Source organism: Streptomyces sp. NPDC026377 (assembly GCF_055567715.1).
In genome coordinates this window covers 31,683-47,989 of record NZ_JBVHPV010000006.1, presented here as the reverse complement: position 1 = coordinate 47,989, position 16,307 = coordinate 31,683, and the positions used below count along the sequence as shown (strand labels likewise).

General features: G+C 72.0%; 14 protein-coding genes and 1 riboswitch. Of the genes, 11 read left to right on the top strand and 3 right to left on the bottom strand.

What is annotated here, in order from left to right; translation table 11 throughout:
- Positions 1 to 20 precede the first annotated feature (20 nt).
- Positions 21 to 2,423, bottom strand: a complete 2,403-nt coding sequence (locus ACZ4MU_RS14770; RefSeq protein ID WP_467875643.1) for a chitinase C-terminal domain-containing protein — start codon at positions 2,421 to 2,423, stop codon at positions 21 to 23.
- A 283-nt stretch (positions 2,424 to 2,706) separates the two neighbouring features.
- A riboswitch (FMN riboswitch) is annotated at positions 2,707 to 2,837 on the top strand.
- 162 nt (positions 2,838 to 2,999) lie between these two features.
- Between ACZ4MU_RS14770 and ribD the strand changes: the two genes are divergently transcribed.
- From ribD to ACZ4MU_RS14720, 10 genes are all read left to right on the top strand, one after another.
- A complete protein-coding gene (gene ribD / locus ACZ4MU_RS14765; RefSeq protein WP_467875641.1) occupies positions 3,000 to 4,082 on the top strand; it encodes a bifunctional diaminohydroxyphosphoribosylaminopyrimidine deaminase/5-amino-6-(5-phosphoribosylamino)uracil reductase RibD in 1,083 nt (360 codons plus the stop codon).
- A gap of 2 nt (positions 4,083 to 4,084) precedes the next feature.
- Positions 4,085 to 4,693, top strand: a complete 609-nt coding sequence (locus ACZ4MU_RS14760; protein ID WP_467875638.1) for a riboflavin synthase — start codon at positions 4,085 to 4,087, stop codon at positions 4,691 to 4,693.
- Positions 4,690 to 5,334 (top strand): nicotinamide mononucleotide transporter family protein, encoded by a 645-nt coding sequence (locus tag ACZ4MU_RS14755; protein ID WP_467875636.1) that lies wholly within the window; start codon positions 4,690 to 4,692, stop codon positions 5,332 to 5,334. Before ACZ4MU_RS14760 ends, ACZ4MU_RS14755 begins: the two co-directional genes overlap by 4 nt.
- Entirely contained in the window at positions 5,331 to 6,620 is a 1,290-nt protein-coding gene (locus ACZ4MU_RS14750) for a bifunctional 3,4-dihydroxy-2-butanone-4-phosphate synthase/GTP cyclohydrolase II (RefSeq protein WP_467875634.1), read from the top strand. The genes ACZ4MU_RS14755 and ACZ4MU_RS14750 overlap by 4 nt, the downstream gene beginning before the upstream one ends.
- Before the next feature lie 49 nt (positions 6,621 to 6,669).
- The gene (gene ribH, locus ACZ4MU_RS14745) at positions 6,670 to 7,155 is read left to right on the top strand and encodes a 6,7-dimethyl-8-ribityllumazine synthase (protein ID WP_358836079.1); all 486 of its coding nucleotides are present in this window, start codon (positions 6,670 to 6,672) and stop codon (positions 7,153 to 7,155) included.
- 35 nt (positions 7,156 to 7,190) lie between these two features.
- On the top strand, positions 7,191 to 7,472 hold the full coding sequence (locus tag ACZ4MU_RS14740) for a phosphoribosyl-ATP diphosphatase (RefSeq protein WP_188275085.1): 282 nt from the start codon (positions 7,191 to 7,193) through the stop codon (positions 7,470 to 7,472).
- A gap of 45 nt (positions 7,473 to 7,517) precedes the next feature.
- A complete protein-coding gene (gene hisG / locus ACZ4MU_RS14735; protein ID WP_467875631.1) occupies positions 7,518 to 8,366 on the top strand; it encodes an ATP phosphoribosyltransferase in 849 nt (282 codons plus the stop codon).
- A gap of 45 nt (positions 8,367 to 8,411) precedes the next feature.
- On the top strand, positions 8,412 to 8,867 hold the full coding sequence (locus ACZ4MU_RS14730; protein ID WP_467876341.1) for a PH domain-containing protein: 456 nt from the start codon (positions 8,412 to 8,414) through the stop codon (positions 8,865 to 8,867).
- A gap of 204 nt (positions 8,868 to 9,071) precedes the next feature.
- Positions 9,072 to 10,412, top strand: a complete 1,341-nt coding sequence (locus ACZ4MU_RS14725; protein WP_467875628.1) for a hemolysin family protein — start codon at positions 9,072 to 9,074, stop codon at positions 10,410 to 10,412.
- Complete coding sequence (locus ACZ4MU_RS14720) at positions 10,409 to 11,476, top strand: hemolysin family protein (protein ID WP_467875625.1); 1,068 nt, start codon at positions 10,409 to 10,411, stop codon at positions 11,474 to 11,476. Before ACZ4MU_RS14725 ends, ACZ4MU_RS14720 begins: the two co-directional genes overlap by 4 nt.
- Positions 11,477 to 11,846: 370 nt before the next feature.
- Here ACZ4MU_RS14720 and ACZ4MU_RS14715 read toward each other — a convergent pair whose 3' ends face one another.
- Together ACZ4MU_RS14715 and ACZ4MU_RS14710 are read right to left on the bottom strand one after the other, a co-directional pair.
- Positions 11,847 to 13,730 carry an AAA family ATPase gene (locus tag ACZ4MU_RS14715; protein WP_467876338.1) on the bottom strand — a complete coding sequence of 628 codons (1,884 nt, stop codon included), beginning with the start codon at positions 13,728 to 13,730 and terminating at the stop codon, positions 11,847 to 11,849.
- A gap of 360 nt (positions 13,731 to 14,090) precedes the next feature.
- Positions 14,091 to 14,720 carry a hypothetical protein gene (locus ACZ4MU_RS14710; protein WP_467875621.1) on the bottom strand — a complete coding sequence of 210 codons (630 nt, stop codon included), beginning with the start codon at positions 14,718 to 14,720 and terminating at the stop codon, positions 14,091 to 14,093.
- Positions 14,721 to 14,893: 173 nt separating this feature from the next.
- On the opposite strand from ACZ4MU_RS14710, the gene ACZ4MU_RS14705 reads away from it, so the two are divergent.
- Positions 14,894 to 16,276: a peptidase C39 family protein gene (locus ACZ4MU_RS14705; protein ID WP_467875618.1), complete on the top strand. Its 1,383-nt coding sequence runs from the start codon at positions 14,894 to 14,896 to the stop codon at positions 16,274 to 16,276.
- Positions 16,277 to 16,307 lie beyond the last annotated feature (31 nt).

The following is a 16,307-nucleotide window of genomic DNA, read 5'->3' as shown; positions in this document are numbered from 1 at the left end:
GGCGTTCGGGGAGCGGGGCCTCAGCAGCCGCCGAGGTCCTGCCAGACGCCCCACTCGCCGGTGGTCCCGGGCTCCTCGCCCTTCGTCCACCACTTCGCCTTCCAGGTGTGGGACTTGTACGAGACGGTCGTGCCGCCGCCGTACTCGGCCGTGGCCGACCAGCCGGGCGCGGTGCAGGAGCCACCGCCAGTGGTGCCGCCCGTGGTACCGCCGGTGGTGCCACCCGTCGTCCCGCCTGTGGTCCCTCCGGTCCCCCCGGTGGTACCTCCCGTGGTCCCCCCGGTGGTGCCGCCCGTCGTGCCCGTGTCCGGCTCGGTAGGCGTCGCGCCGCGGGTGAGGTCGCCGGCCACCGCGTAGGTGCGGCCGCCGAAGGTCACCGTCCAGTTGGAGGGCGTGGACACCGGCAGGTAGTAGACGAAGTCCAGCGTCACCGAGGCGCCCGGGGCCAGCGACTGCCAGGCCGGGAGCTTCAGCGAGACCCGGTTGTAGTCACCCTTGAGCCCGCCCACGTTGCTGCCGGTGTGGTCGCTGCGCACGATCGTGGTGCCGAAGCCGGACTGGTCCTTGGCGTTCGCCGGGGCCGAGGTGCCGTAGTCGAACTGGAACTCCGTGCCGCCCGGCAGCGTCGCCCTGGTGCGGTTGGTGAGCGTCACCTTCGGGCTGATCGGGTAGTTGGAGTCGCCGAGCGGGAACTGCCCGAAGTCCACGCCGATGTCGAGCGCCTGCGTCGGCAGGGTCACCGAGGAGCGCTTGGCGCCGTACGGGGCGGCCGTCTTGAACTTGTCGTACATCGCGGACGTCAGCGTCGACCCCGGCTCGTACTGGCCCTTGGCCGCGTTGTACCTGTAGTCACCCGCGAGCTCCCAGACCATCGTGCCGCCGATGCCCCGGTCGACGATGTAGTCGGCCTTGGCGTTCACCGACTGCTCGTCCTCGGTGGACAGGAAGACCTTCTTCTGGTCGTTCCACAGCCAGGGCGCCACCAGCGCCGAGCTGTACTTGCGGGCGTAGGCGCCGGTCAGCCGGGTACCGGCGGGGAAGCCGTACTTGGTCACGTAGTCGCCGACGACGCCCTTCTCCAGGTTCTTGGCGTGCCACATCGGGTTGGAGCCCGCCGGGGCCTCCTTGCCGTTGTCGTCGAGGTCGTGCCAGAGGTTGTCGATGCCGGTCGCGCCGTCACCGCACTTGGTCAGCCCCGACCCGGCCGGGCAGCTGGTGGAGGCGGCCCTGCCCCAGAGCCCGTCCGTCCCGCCGCTCACGTTCTTGAAGCCCCGGGTGTAGTACGGCAGCCCCATGTTGATGCGCCCGGCCGGCATCGAACCGCGGAAGTAGTGGTAGGCCCAGTCGGCGTTGAGGTAGCCGATCCCGCCGTACTGGGAGGTGGAGTAGACGCCCGCGGCGGCGAGTTCGGCGTCCTTGCCGTCGTCGAAGAGCGAGGCGTTCGGGCCCACGTACTCGTTCCAGGCGCCGTGCAGGTCGTACGACATGATGTTGACGTAGTCCAGGTACTTCTGCACCTGGAAGGTCTCCATGCCCCGCAGCAGATAGCCGGACGAGGGCGCGGCGACGGAGAGGAGGTAGTGCTTCCCGTCGGCCGCTCCCGCGCGGTCCAGCTTCTCGCGCAGCGACTTCATCAGCACCGCGTAGCCCTTGACCAGGCCCGCCCGGCGCGCGTTGGACAGCGTCCAGTCCAGCGGGTTGCCCGCGTCCTTCATCGTGGTGGGGTACTCGTAGTCGATGTCGACGCCGTTGAACCCGTACTTCTTGACGAAGGCGACGGCCGAGTCCGCGAAGGTGTCGATGCCCGGCTGGTTCACCGAGCCGTCGGCGTTGGTGGTCACCGAGTAGAAGCCGCCCGAGGCGACGCGCTTGCCGTCGTCGCCGAAGTAGCCGCCCGTCTCGGCCCAGCCGCCCACCGAGATCAGCGACTTCACGTTCGGGTGCTGCTTCTTGAATTTGTTCAGGAGGTTGAAGTGGCCCTTGTAGGGGAGCGCGGGGTCCATCTCGGCCCCGGCGACGCCGGGCCAGGTCATCCCGGTAGCCGCGTTCTTCTCGCCGTCGCCGCCGACGGAGATCTTGTTGTCGGAACCGATGTGCGCGAAGGCGTAGTTGACGTGGGTGACCTTGTCCCACGGGATGTCGGAGGCGAGGTAGGCCGGGGTCCCGTCCTGGCCGGTGCGCCAGCCGGTGAAGTACCCGATGACCCGGCGCTGGTGGTCCGCGCCCATCTTCTCCCGGCCCTCCGTGTCGTACACGGAGCAGTACGGGACGTCGACGCCCGGCGTCTTGTAGAGCCCGTCGGGGCGACACGGTTCGTTGTCGGAGGCGTGCGAGACGCCCGCGGAGAGCGTCGAGAGCAGCAGCCCGGCGACCGCGGCACCGGTCGCGAGCAGCGTGGCTCTCGTACGAGTGGGGGACAGCACGATCGGTTCCTCCAGGGGAGGTCGGTGGGACACGGCGGACTGCGGGCGGTCGTGCGGCGGCCCCGGCGTGCGCACACCGGCGGCCTCACCTCGGAGGTGACACGGAGATTAAGAGGACTAGACCAGAGCGTCAATAGGTATGGACCAATGTTCGGCCGCAGGGGGCCGGTGATGGCGGACGGTCAACCTCCGTCACGGGTCGCTACCGGACTGTGACCCAGGCCATAGATGTTCGCCCGTATGGCCGACGATCAGTCGTGGCACACTGACCCTGTACCAGCAGCAGCGCACTCCGGGGTCGGTGTAATTCCGAACCGGCGGTAATAGTCCGCGACCCGGCCGCATCCAGTGGCCGGTTGACCAGGTGGAATTCCTGGACCGACGGTGAAAGTCCGGATGGGAGGCAGTGCGCGGCGGGCGGGCCCTTCGAGGGCTCAGGCCGGCCGTTGTGCGGATCGCCGTCATCGGCGATCGGCGTCCTTCGGCCATGCGTGAGCTGTCCGTACGGCCCTGTTCCCGCTCTCTGTCGTTCATCGACAGCCCCGGAGTCCGTGCCCGAAGAGGCAGGAGGACCCGGTGGCCACCGCAGCCGACGCAGACGCCATGCGCCGAGCCGTCGAGCTCGCCGCGCGCGGACTCGGCTCCACCAGCCCCAACCCGGTCGTCGGGTGTGTCATCACCGACGCCTCGGGCGCCGTCGTCGGCGAGGGCTTCCACCAGGAGGCCGGCGGCCCGCACGCCGAGGTCCACGCCCTGTCCGCCGCGGGCGGGAAGGCCCGGGGCGGCACCGCCTACGTCACCCTCGAACCCTGCAACCACACCGGCCGCACCGGCCCCTGCGCCCAGGCGCTCGTCGAGGCCGGCATCGCCCGCGTCGTGTACGCGGTCGGCGACCCGAACCCGCAGGCCACCGGGGGCGCCGAGACGCTCGCGGCGGCAGGCGTCGCGGTCGAGCAGGGCGTGCTCGCGGCCGAGGCCGAGGCCGGAAACACCGCCTGGCTCACCTCCGTACGGCTCGGCCGCCCGTACGTCCTGTGGAAGTACGCCGCGACCCTGGACGGCCGGATCGCGGCCGAGGACGGCAGCAGCCGCTGGATCACCTCGGACGCCTCCCGCGCCGACGTCCACCGGCTGCGCGCCGAGGCGGACGCCGTGGTCGTGGGGTCCGGTACCGCCCGCGCCGACGACCCCCACCTCGCGGTGCGCGGGATCGACGGCGCCGTCCAGCCGCTGCGGGTCGTCGTCGACACCGAGGCCGCGGCCGTGCTGCCCGGCGCCCGGGTCCTCGACGGCGCCGCGCCGACCCTGATCGCGGTCGCCGAGGACGCCGGCACCGCCCATCTGGCGGGCACCGAGGTGGTGCGGCTGCCGCGCGCCGCCACCGGTCTGGACATCCCGGCGCTGCTCGCCGCCCTGCACGCCCGGGGTGTGCGGTCCGTCCTCCTCGAAGGCGGCCCGGCCCTCGCCGGGGCCTTCGTCGCCGCGGGCGCGGTCGACAAGGTCGTCGGCTACCTCGCCCCCGTCCTGCTGGGGGCGGGCCCGGCGGCCCTGGGCGACGCCGGAATCACCACGATCGCCGAGGCGTTGCGGCTCGAACTGACCGAGACCGTCCGCGTCGGCCCCGATCTCCGTATCAGTGCCACTCCCAAGGAGCGTTGAGCGTGTTCACCGGAATCGTCGAAGAGCTGGGTGAGGTCACCGCCGTCGAGAAGCTCGGCGACTCCTCCCGCTTCCGTCTGCGCGGCCCCGTCGTCACCGAGGGAGCCCGGCACGGCGACTCGATCGCCGTCAATGGAGTCTGTCTGACCGTCGTGGAGAGCGGCGACGGCGAGTTCACCGCCGACGTCATGGAGGAGACGCTTCTGCGCTCCAGCCTCGGCGCCCTCGACGTCGGCGCCCGCGTCAACCTGGAGCGGCCGATGGCCGTGGGCGGGCGGCTCGGCGGGCACATCGTCCAGGGCCATGTCGACGGCACGGGCGCCATCGTGGCCCGCACCCCCTCGGAGAACTGGGAGATCGTCAAGGTCTCGCTTCCCGCGGACCTCTCCCGCTACGTCGTCGAGAAGGGCTCGATCACCGTCGACGGCGTCAGCCTCACGGTCGTCGACGCCGGCCCCGACTACTTCACCATCAGCCTCATCCCCACCACCCTCGCGCTGACCACGCTCGGCCACAAGCAGCCCGGTGACCCGGTCAACCTGGAGGTCGACGTGATCGCCAAGTACGTCGAGCGCCTGCTCGGCGCCCGCGGCCAGGAGGACCCGAAGTGAACTGGCTCAACTCCGAGGCGTTCACCGCCTTCGACCAGCACATCATGTGGTCCGACATGATCGGCAACACGGTCGGTCTGGCCGCCCTCGCACTCGGCTGGCGGCGCTCCATATGGACCTGGCCCGCCCAGCTCCTGTCCGGCGTCATCCTGCTGGCCGCCTTCAGCACGGCCCACCTCTCCGGCAGCGCCGGCAAGCAGCTGGTGGTCATCGTGGTGGCGCTGTGGGGCTGGTACCAGTGGCGCGGCGGGCGGCGCCAGGGCCAGGACGGCTCCATCGCGGTGCGCTTCGCCACCTGGCGCGAGCGCGGGCTGCTCGCCGCGGGCGCGGCGCTCGGCACCCTCGCGGTCGGCGCCCTGTTCACCGCCTACCCGACGCTGTCGTGGGACCCGTGGCCGGACGCGTACATCTTCGTCGGCACGATCGTCGCCATGTACGCCCAGGCGCGCGGCATGGTCGAGTTCTGGCTCGCCTGGCTGCTCGTCGACGCCGTGGGCGTGCCGCTCAACTTCGCCAACGGCTTCGCCTTCTCCGGCTTCGTCTACGTCATCTACGGCGCAATCGTCCTGTGGGGCCTGCGCGACTGGTGGCTGCGCTCCCGTACGAGCGCGCAGCCCGTCCTGGAAGGAGCGGCGGCATGAGCGCCACCACACCCACCTGGTACTCCACCGACAACCGCGAGGACCTCTCCCTCGACCCCGTCGAGCAGGCCGTCCGCGACATCGCGGCCGGACGGCCGGTCGTGGTCGTGGACGACGAGGACCGCGAGAACGAGGGCGACCTCGTCATCGCCGCCGAGAAGGCGACCCCCGAGATCGTCGCGTTCATGATGAGCGAGTGCCGCGGGCTGATCTGCGCGCCCATGGAGGGCGAGGCGCTCGACCGGCTGCGGCTGCCGCAGATGGTCGACCACAACACCGAGTCGATGAAGACCGCGTTCACCGTCTCGGTCGACGCGTCCCCCGCGCACGGCGTCTCCACCGGCATCTCCGCCGCCGACCGCGCCACCACCCTGCGCCTGCTCGCCCACGGGCAGTCCGAGGCCGGCGACTTCGTCCGCCCCGGGCACATCTTCCCGCTGCGCGCCAAGCCCGGCGGTGTCCTCGCCCGCAACGGCCACACCGAGGCCGCGGTCGACCTGGCCCGGCTCGCGGGGCTGGCCCCGGCCGGTGCGATCGTGGAGATCGCCGGTGAGGACGGCGTCATGCTGCGGCTGCCCGAACTCATCCCGTTCGCCCGCAAGCACGGTCTGACGATCATCTCCATCGAGGACCTGATCGCCTACCGCCGCTCCAGCGAGCCGACCGTGCGCCGCGAGGCCGAGGTCCACCTCCCCACCTCCTTCGGGGAGTTCACCGCCTACGGCTACCGCTCCACCGTCGACGGCGTCGAGCACGTCGCCCTCGTCCACGGCGAGCTCGGGGACGGCGAGGACGTGCTGGTACGCGTCCACTCCGAGTGCCTGACCGGCGACATCTTCCACTCCCAGCGCTGCGACTGCGGTCCCCAGCTCCAGGCCTCCATGGCGCGCATCACCGAGGCGGGCCGCGGCGTCGTGGTCTATCTGCGCGGCCACGAGGGGCGCGGCATCGGACTGCTCTCCAAGCTGCGCGCCTACGAGCTCCAGGAGCGCGGCCGCGACACGCTCGACGCCAACCTGGAGCTGGGCCTGCCCGCCGACGCCCGCGACTACGCGGCCGGCGCGCAGATCCTGGAGAACCTGGGCGTGCGCAGCCTGCGGCTGATGACCAACAACCCCGAGAAGACCGACGCCCTGGTGCGCCACGGCCTGAAGGTCACCGGCCGCGAGCCGATGCCCGTGAAGGCGGGCGAGCACAATCTGCGGTACCTGCGCACCAAGCGCGACCGGATGGGACACGACCTGCCGTGGCTGGACGCGACCGCGTCGACCTGCGGCAACCAGTAACGACCCCCTGACGACACCCGTAACAGCGAAGATCACCGAGGAGTAGCACGTGAGTGGCAAGGGCGCACCCGAACTGTCCGTACGCAACTGCGCAGACCTCCGGGTCGCCGTGATCGCGGCGCAGTGGCACGAGAAGGTCATGGACGGACTCGTCGACGGCGCCCTGCGCGCCCTGCACGAGCTCGGCATCGACGAGCCGACGCTGCTGCGCGTCCCCGGCAGCTTCGAGCTGCCGGTCGTCGCCAAGGTCTGCGCGGGCCGCGGGTACGATGCGGTCGTCGCCCTGGGCGTCGTCATCAGGGGCGGTACACCGCACTTCGACTACGTGTGCCAGGGTGTCACCAACGGTCTCACCCAGGTCAGCATCGACACCGGCGTACCCGTCGGATTCGGCGTGCTGACCTGCGACACCGAGGAGCAGGCCCTGGACCGGGCCGGCCTCGAAGGGTCGAACGAGGACAAGGGCCACGAAGCGGTCACCGCCGCCGTCGCCACGGCCGCCACGCTGCGCACCGTCAGCGAACCCTGGCGCTGAGTGGCAGGGACGCACCCCTTACCCTGAGAAGCATCATGGCGAACAAACCCTCCAAGAGTTTCGAAGAGCTCTTCACCGAGCTCCAGCTCAAGGCCGCCAACGGCGACCCGTCCACCTCCCGCACCGCCGAGCTGGTGGACAAGGGCGTGCATGCCATCGGCAAGAAGGTCGTCGAGGAGGCCGCCGAGGTCTGGATGGCCGCCGAGTACGAGAGCAAGGACGCCGCCGCCGAGGAGATCTCGCAGCTGCTGTACCACGTCCAGGTGATGATGGTCGCGCGCGGGATCTCCCTCGACGACGTCTACGCCCACCTCTGAGCACACCCGCACACCCCCACCCCTCACCTGAAGGAAGCCGACCTCATGCTGCGCATCGCCGTCCCCAACAAGGGTTCACTGTCCGGACCTGCGTCGGCGATGCTCCATGAGGCCGGCTACCAGATGCGCAAGGAGTCCAAGGAACTCGTCCTGGTCGACCCGGTCAACGAGGTGGAGTTCTTCTACCTCCGCCCCAAGGACATCGCGATCTACGTGTCGGCGGGCAAGCTCGACATCGGCATCACCGGCGAGGACCTGCTGATCGACTCGGGGGCCGACGCCGAGGTGATCCTGCCGCTCGGCTTCGCCCGCTCCACCTTCCGCTTCGCCGCCAAGCCCGGCACCGTCTCCGGCATCGAGGACCTGGCGGGCAAGACGATCGCCACTTCCTACGAGGGCATCGTCGCCAAGCACCTGGCCGAGGCCGGTATCGCCGCCTCCGTGGTGCACCTCGACGGGGCCGTGGAGACCGCCATCGAGCTGGGCGTCGCCCAGGTCATCGCGGACGTCGTGGAGACCGGCACCTCGCTGCGCAACGCGGGTCTCGAGGTCTTCGGAGAGCCGATCATGAAGTCGGAGGCGGCCGTCATCCGCCGCACCGGCGCCGACGCCGAGAACCCCAAGGTGCGGCAGTTCCTGCGCCGCCTCCAGGGCGTCCTGGTCGCCCGCAGTTACGTGATGATGGACTACGACTGCCGCGCCGAGCACCTGGAGCGGGCCGTCGCCCTCACCCCGGGCCTGGAGTCGCCGACGATCTCGCCCCTCCACAACGAGGGCTGGGTCGCGGTGCGCGCCATGGTCCCGGCCAAGGAGGCCCAGCGGATCATGGACGACCTGTACGAGCTGGGCGCCCGCGCGATCCTCACCACGGCCATCCACGCCTGCCGCCTCTGACCGGTCCGCCCGGCCCCCGACTCCCGTACGGAAGTGACGTTCCCCGTGTCCGCCCCCGCCCCCCGGCTCCCCGCTCTCCCGGTCACGTTCCGGCCGACCCGCACCCGGGCCGTGCTGCTGAGCGTGGGCGCCGTGATGTTCGCCGTGATCACCGGCGTCGCACTGCTCCTGGAGAACATGAGCGGGGGCGAGCGGGCCAGCTTCGTCTTCACCGCCACGGTCTTCTTCGCGGTCCTGGCGCTGCTGAGCCGCCCCAAGGTCGTCGCCGACGACACGGGCGTCACCGTCGTCAACCTCACCCGGACCCGGCGGCTCGCCTGGGCGGAGATCCTGCGCGTCAACCTCCGCCCCGGCGACCCCTGGGTCTTCCTGGACCTCAGCGACGGCACCAGCCTGCCCGCGCTCGGCATCCAGCCCGGCATCGCCAAGGAACGGGCCATCCGCGACGCCCGCGCGCTGCGCGCGCTCGCCGAGGCGCACGGCACCCGCCAGGACGGCTGACCCACCCCTTTTCAGCACCGGGGCAGGCATTGCGGCGACGATCTCAATAGCTACCCTGGTGGACGTGGCGCGCAACGCGCCGGCCCCGCGCAGAAGGCGGCACCACCAGCCTGCGGGGCACCAGCGACCCGAGGAGTGACTCCCTCCAGCAATGGACGGATCGTCCGGTAGTACCTGCGCCGCCCCTTCGCGGGAGGCGGCGGCATGACCACCCCCCTGCTGCTGCTCGCCGCGGCATTCCTTCTCATCCTCGCCAACGGGTTCTTCGTGGCCGCCGAGTTCGGCCTGGTCACCGTGGAGCGCCAGGACGCCGAGCAGGCCGCCGCCGAGGGCGACCGCCGCGCCGGCACCGTCGTGGCGGCCCTGCGCGAGCTGTCCTTCCAGCTCTCCGGCACCCAGCTCGGCATCACCATCACCTCCCTCGTCGTCGGCATGCTCGCCGAGCCCGCGCTCGCCGGGCTGCTCGACGGGCCGCTCACCGCGGCCGGCCTGCCGGACCAGGTGGCGCCCGGGGTGAGTGTCGCCATCGGCATGCTGCTCGCCTCCGCCGTCCAGATGGTGATCGGCGAACTCGTCCCCAAGAACTGGGCGGTCTCCCGGCCCCTTCAGGTCGCGCGGTTCGTCGCCGGCCCCCAGGGCCGCTTCTCCCGGCTCTTCCGGCCCGTCATCGCGCTGCTGAACACCGTCGCCAACCGGCTGGTCCGGGCCCTCGGTGTGGAGCCCGCCGACGAGCTGGCCTCCGCCCGCACCCCGGGCGAACTGGTTTCCCTGGCCCGCCACTCGGCGCGCGCCGGAGCCATCGAGCAGGACACCGCCGACCTCTTCGTACGCACCCTGGCCCTCGGCCGGCTCACCGCGGAGAACGTGATGACGCCGCGCGTGAAGGTGAGCGCGCTCCAGACCTCCGCGACCGCCGCCGACGTCCTCAACCTCACCCGGGCCACCGGGCTCTCCCGCTTCCCCGTCTACCGGGAGCGGATCGACGAGGTCGTCGGCATGGTCCACCTCAAGGACGCGCTCGCGGTACCGCCGCAGGAGCGCCACCGCACACCGGCCGCGCGGATCGCCGTGCCGCCGCTGCTGGTGCCCGAGACCCTGCCCGTGCAGCAGCTCCTGGAGCGGTTGCGCAGCGAGCAGCCGATAGCCGTGGTCGTCGACGAGTACGGCGGCACGGCCGGGGTCGTCACCCTGGAGGACATCGTCGAGGAGCTCGTCGGCGAGGTGCGCGACGAGCACGACGCCGAGGGCGACACCCCTCCCGAGCTCGCCGCCGTGCCGAGCGACGACGGCCGCCCCGCGTGGGAGGCCGACGGCAGCTGCCGGGTGCTGAGCCTGCGCCGGATAGGACTGGACGCGCCGGACGGCCCGTACGAGACGGTCGCCGGACTCGTCGCCGATCTGCTCGGCCGCATCCCGGTCCCCGGTGACCGCGCCGAGCTGCCCGGGTGGCGGATCCAGGTCCGCCGGGTCGAGCGGTACCGCGCCGAGCGGGTGCGCTTCGTCCGCACCGCCGACGTCAAGAGCGTGGCGGAGGCCGTGCGATGAGCCTGCTGCAACTCTTCTTCGCCCTGCTGCTCGTGCTGGCGAACGGCTTCTTCGTGGGCGCCGAGTTCGCCCTGGTCTCCGTGCGCCGCAGCCAGATCGAACCGCTCGCCCCGCAGTCGGCGCGGGCCCGGCAGGTGCTGCACGGTCTGGAGAACCTGCCGCAGATGATGGCGGCCGCGCAGTTCGGCATCACCATCTGCTCGCTGACGCTGGGCGCGGTCGCCGAGCCCACCGTGGCCCACCTCCTCGAACCCGTATTCGAGGCCGCCCGCGTCCCTGCGGGACTGATCCACCCCCTCGGCTACGCGATCGCGCTCGCCCTGGTCGTCTTCCTCCACCTCGTCATCGGCGAGATGGTCCCGAAGAACCTGGCGATGGCGGCGCCCGAGAAGACCGCGCTCTGGTTCAGCCCCGGGCTCGTCGCCTTCGCCCGGGTCTGCCGCCCTGTCACGGTGGCGCTGGGCACGTGCGCGCGGCTGGTGCTGCGGGCGTTCCGGGTGGAGCCGAAGGACGAGGTGGAGGCGGTCTTCACCAGCGAGCAGCTGAACCGCCTGGTGGAGGACTCCGGGCAGGCCGGGCTTCTCGACCCGCGGGAGATGGAGCGTCTGGAGGACGCCCTGGAGCTGGGCAGCCGGCCCGTGACGGACGTTCTGCTCGACCGGTCGTCCCTGGTGACGGTCGGGTCCTCGGTGACGCCCCGGCAACTGGAGGAGCTGACGGTGCGCACCGGGTACTCGCGCTTCCCCGTCTGCGCGGAGGGGGGCGCCTTCATGGGGTTCCTCCACGTCAAGGACGTGCTGGACCTGGAGGAGCGGGAGCGGGCGGTGCCGCAGCAGGTGTGGCGCCCGCTGGTCACGCTGCGGGCCGAGCTGCCGCTCGACGACGCGCTCACCGTGATGCGGCGGGCGGCGGCGCACCTTGCGCAGGTGGCGGATGCTTCAGGGCGGGTGCTGGGGCTGGTGGCGCTGGAGGACGTTCTGGAGATGCTGGTCGGGGAGGTCCGCGACCCGTCCCACAGACCGTTCCCGGCCCAGCCCCGCCCCGAACAGGCCCTGGCGGGCTGACCGGGGGTCGTGCCCCTCCCCGCCCTTTCCCCAAACCCTCCGGGGGCGGGCGGGGGTGTCCCGTGGGGCCTGTGCCCCCGGGCCCCCTGTACCCCCTATGGGGCTGCGCCCCGGCACCCCTCTTTCGTCCGCGGACCGTGCTGGGTTGCTCGCGCCGTTCCCCGCGCCCCTGGGCAGTCAGGGGCGCGGGGAACTGCGCGCTCAGCCACAGACAACCCGCAGCCAACATCCGACCCTGAAGGGGCGCGGGGAACTGCGCGAGCAACCGCCCACCGCCCCGCAGACGAAGACCGGGCCCGACAGCCGCGCGGGGAACTGCGTGAGCAGAGCGCGACCGGAACCCCGCCCCGCCAGCCCCCCGCCAGAACCCCTACAGCGGGTCCGGGCCACCCCGGCCCGACAGGACCTCCCCGTATGCCTGCATCAGGTCCGGCAGCCGCAGCGTGGACAGGTCCTCGCGGCCCGGCGTCGTCGGATACGTCGACAGGCGCAGATCCCGGTACGCGCAGCTCTTCTCGTACAGCGTGCGCAGAAAGCGGCCGTTGCCGAGCTCGTCGATCCAGCCCTGGTCCACCACATGGCCGCTGATCGAGCGGAGCTCGTCCACCGCCTCCTCGTCCCAGCAGTCGCCGTTCTCCGCCGCCAGGACCTCCCCGATCGCGGTGAGCTCCAGCGGGCGGTAGGAGGGGAAGTCCACCCGGGTGGTGAAGCGGGAGGAGAGGCCGGGATTGGTGGCGAGGAGGCGGTCCATGCCCTCGGGGTAGCCGGCGAGGATCACCACCAGGTGGTCGCGGTTGTCCTCGGCCCGCTTCAACAGCACCTGGAGCGCCTCGTCGCCGTACGCGTCGCCCTTGCTGTAGCCGGAGTTGGAGAGGCTGTACGCCTCGTCCACGAACAGCACCCCGCCCAGCGCCGAGTCGATCAGCTCGTTCGCCTTGACCGCCGTCTGGCCGAGGAACTCGCCCACCAGGTCGGACCGTTGCGCCTCCACCAGGTGGTCGCCGCCCAGCAGGCCGAGTGCGTAGAAGACCCGGCCCAGGATGCGCGCGACCGTGGTCTTGCCGGTGCCGCTGGGGCCGGAGAAGACAAAGTGACGTTTCGGCGGCTGGACGGGCAGGCCCTGGCCGACCCGTAACCGGGCCATGTTCAGCTGCGCCGACAAGGCTTTGACCTGGCGTTTCACCGGCTCCAGGCCCACCATCCGCTCCAGCTCCGCGAGCGCCTGGGCGAGCAGCGCCGAGTCAGTCGGACCGGCCGGCACCGTCGGCGGGGCGGGCTGGGCGGGGACGCCCGCCTTGTGCCGTACGCCGTCGGGCGGCGGCGCCACCACCGCCGGACCGGTCAGCGGCGCCCGCGCCTCGCGTCCCTCCGGCGGTTCGAGGGGGGCGGCCTCGGGCTCGGCCCCGTCCGCCGTGCCGTCCTGGCCGAACCCGGCCAGCGAGACGGCCGCCAGATCGGCCGGGTCCTCCGGTCCGTACGACCCGTCCAGGACATCGGACTCGGTGATCGCGGCCAGCCGCGCCGAGGTGTCCATGAACGCCGGGTCGACCCGGTGCACCGCCCGGTACAGCGGCAGCGCTGCGGCGGAGCGGCCGGTGCCCTCGTGGGCGCGGGCCAGCCAGTACCGCAGCTCCTTGCGCTGCGGCTGCTCGCTGCGGCAGCGCATCAGGGCCGCCGACAGGAGCGGCTCGGCCTGGCCGAACATCTCCAGGCGCACCCGGGCCATCCCGCCGAAGAGCCCGGCCTCGATCCCCAGCAGGGGATCGCCCAGCAACGGCTCGGTGTGCCGCACCAGTTGGTCCCAGTCCTTGACCAGATACGCCCGGCAGGCGTGCAGGAAGCGGACCTGCGGGTCGGTGTCGACCGGCGGCAGCCCGGCCAGAGCCCGGTCCAGCTCGGGCACATGGCGCCCGTCCAGCCAGTGCGAGGCGTGCGCGAGCAGCAGATCGCGCGGGCTCTCCAGGACCGGCTGGACCCACCAGCCCAGCCAGTACCAGGAGTTGAGGGTGCGCCGGTGCCGGGCGCGCTGCTCGCCGAAGCGTTCTCGGTGGCGGTACATGCGCAGCAGCGCCGTGGTGGTGTCCACCCGCAGCGCGTGCAGTCCCAGCCAGCCGTCCACCATGCCCGGATCCATCCGCACCGCGGCCCGGAACTCCTCCTCGGCCTGCGGATACGCGCCCATGGTGTACGCGTCGATGCCCCGCAGCCAGGCGAGATCGGCCGGGGCGTGCGCGCCCTGCGTGCCGAAGTCCATCACGTCCCCCACCACCGTGCCCCCGTGCTGAACCGCCAATTCGCAGAAGGGAATGACCGAACGGAATTGACGGGAACTGACCGCACCTCTCGCATCGTACCTGCGAGGGGGCCCCGGATCGAAGGGTGGCGCGGGGCGGGTGAAAGCGTGACGCGGCCAGTGACCGAGGGTGAGCGAAAAGCGCTGACGTGCACGGTGAGAGGGCCGGAAAGGGCAGAACGAAGCCCCCGATCACGGGGGAACAACCGGGGGCTTCGCGTCCGCGGCGGCTCCGGAAAGCCGCACATTCAGAACGTAAGACCTGTACGGCCCCCGGGTCAAGCGGAGTTGGAGGAGTGCGAGGGGCGGTTTTCCGACGCTTCAGCCCCACGGGGGCTTGTCGTCACTCTCCGTGACAGAATGGTGTGCGAGGGGTGCGAAATCGCGCCTCGGGAGCCACTCGTATCCCTCCTGACACTGACGTACCAAGGCATCCACATACGGAAGGGAGGGATCCGCGGCGAAATGGCGCATCTCCGCCTCCGTCCACGCGTCCCAGAAGCCGGAAAGTGCCGCTCCGTCCCGTCGGCGACCGCGCGCCCAGGACCCCTCGGCGTCCATTTCCATCCACAGCAGCAACGTCAGCCACGGCCGCACCTCGCGCCGGCCCGCCCCGACGCCCTCGATCAGCACCACGGGCGCGGGCGCCAGGGGAACCGGCGGGCCGAAGCGGCGCGCGTTCCAGTCGTACGGCGTGACCCGCCCGGCCTCGCCCCGCGCCAGCGGCCCGATGACCTGCGCGAGCAGCCGGGGCGTCCAGGCGAAGAACTCCTCGTGGGTGGCGAGGTCGTCGAGGTGGAGGACCGGCGCCCCGCCGAGCGCGGCGGCCAGCGCTCCGGCGAAGGTGGACTTGCCGGAGCCCGCGTGCCCGTCCACCGCGACCAGCCGGACCGGCCCGCAGGAGGGCGGCAGGGCGCGCACGGCCGCCAGGATCGGGTCAAGTTCTGCCATGCCTCCACCCTAGGGGCGCGGCCGGGGCGGCGGCGCAGGTCATACCAGTGGTCCAGACCCATATTGGTGGCGCGGCTCGGCGCGCGTCTCTGGCAGAAGCCGCCCGGGACCCGGGATAGTTGGGCCACGGCAGCGCCCACCGCCCCATCCTCGTCCGACCGGGGGTCACGCCCATGAGCAGTTCCACTCCGCGCAGAACCGTCCTGGCCGCCGCGCTCGCCGCCGCGGCGGGCACCGCCGTCCCGGCCTCCGCGGCCGCCGCCCCGGCCCCCTCGGCCGGGCCCGCCGCCCGGGGCCGGCCCGGGAAAGGCATCCCCTCCCTGGTGGACAACCGCGCCTGGACCACGCACGCCGACTGGCGCTCGGGCGAGACGGCCGGGGTGCGGGCCGTCCCGGGCCGCCGCCCGGGCCTGGTCATCGCCCGCCCGGCAGGCCGGATCGACTACACCGACCCGCACACCAAGAAGACGGCCACCTGGGAGTACGCCCACTGGACCTCGCCGGAGCACCGCACGCCCGTCCCGGCCACCGAGCTCGTCGCCCACTGGAACGCGCACACCCCGGCCGGGACCTGGCTCCAGGCCGAGCTCCTGGGCACCTACTCGGACGGCGCCGCGACCCCCGCGTACGTGCTGGGCCGCTGGACGGCGGGCGACGGCGACACCGACATCCGGCGCACCTCCGTCGACGGCCAGAGCGACGGCAGGAGCACCGTCTACACCGACACCTTCGCCATCGACACCCCGGCCAGCGGGCTGCGCCTGGCCTCCTACCGGCTGCGTCTGACCCTCTACCGCACCCCCGGCACCCACCTCACCCCCACGGTGTGGCGGCTCGGCGCGATGGCCTCCGACATTCCGGACCGCTTCACGGTGCCCGCCTCCACCCCGGCGTACGCGGGCGAACTGCTCGTCCCGCGCTACTCGCAGGAGATCCACAAGGGCCAGTACCCGCAGTACGACAACGGCGGCGAGGCCTGGTGCAGCCCGACCTCCTCAGAGATGATCATCGAGTACTGGGGCCGCGGGCCCACGGCGGCGGACCTCGCCTGGGTCGACCCGGCCTTCGCCGACCCCCAGGTCTGCCACGCGGCCCGGTACACCTACGACTACCAGTACGGCGGCTGCGGCAACTGGCCCTTCAACGCCGCGTACGCCGCCACCTACCGGGACATGAGCGCGGTGGTGACCCGGCTGCGCTCCCTGAACGACCTGGAGACGCTGGTCCGGGCGGGCATCCCGGCCATCACCTCCCAGTCCTTCCTCAAGACCGAGCTGACCGGCGCCGGGTACGGCACCTCGGGCCATCTGATGACGGTGATCGGTTTCACGGCCGACGGCGACGTGATCGCCAACGACCCGGCCTCGCCGGGCGACCCGGAGGTGCGCCGCGTCTATCTGCGGCGCGAGTGGGAGAACATCTGGCTGCGGACCAAGCGGTACAACGCCAGTGGCAAGGTGGTCTCGGGCACCGGCGGCATCTGCTACCTGTACTGGCCCGCGCGCCCGCGGGAGCACCAGCGCAGGGCCCTGGCCTCGGTGGGCGTCCGGGCGTGACCAACGTCTCGCCCGCGCGGGCCGGATCTGC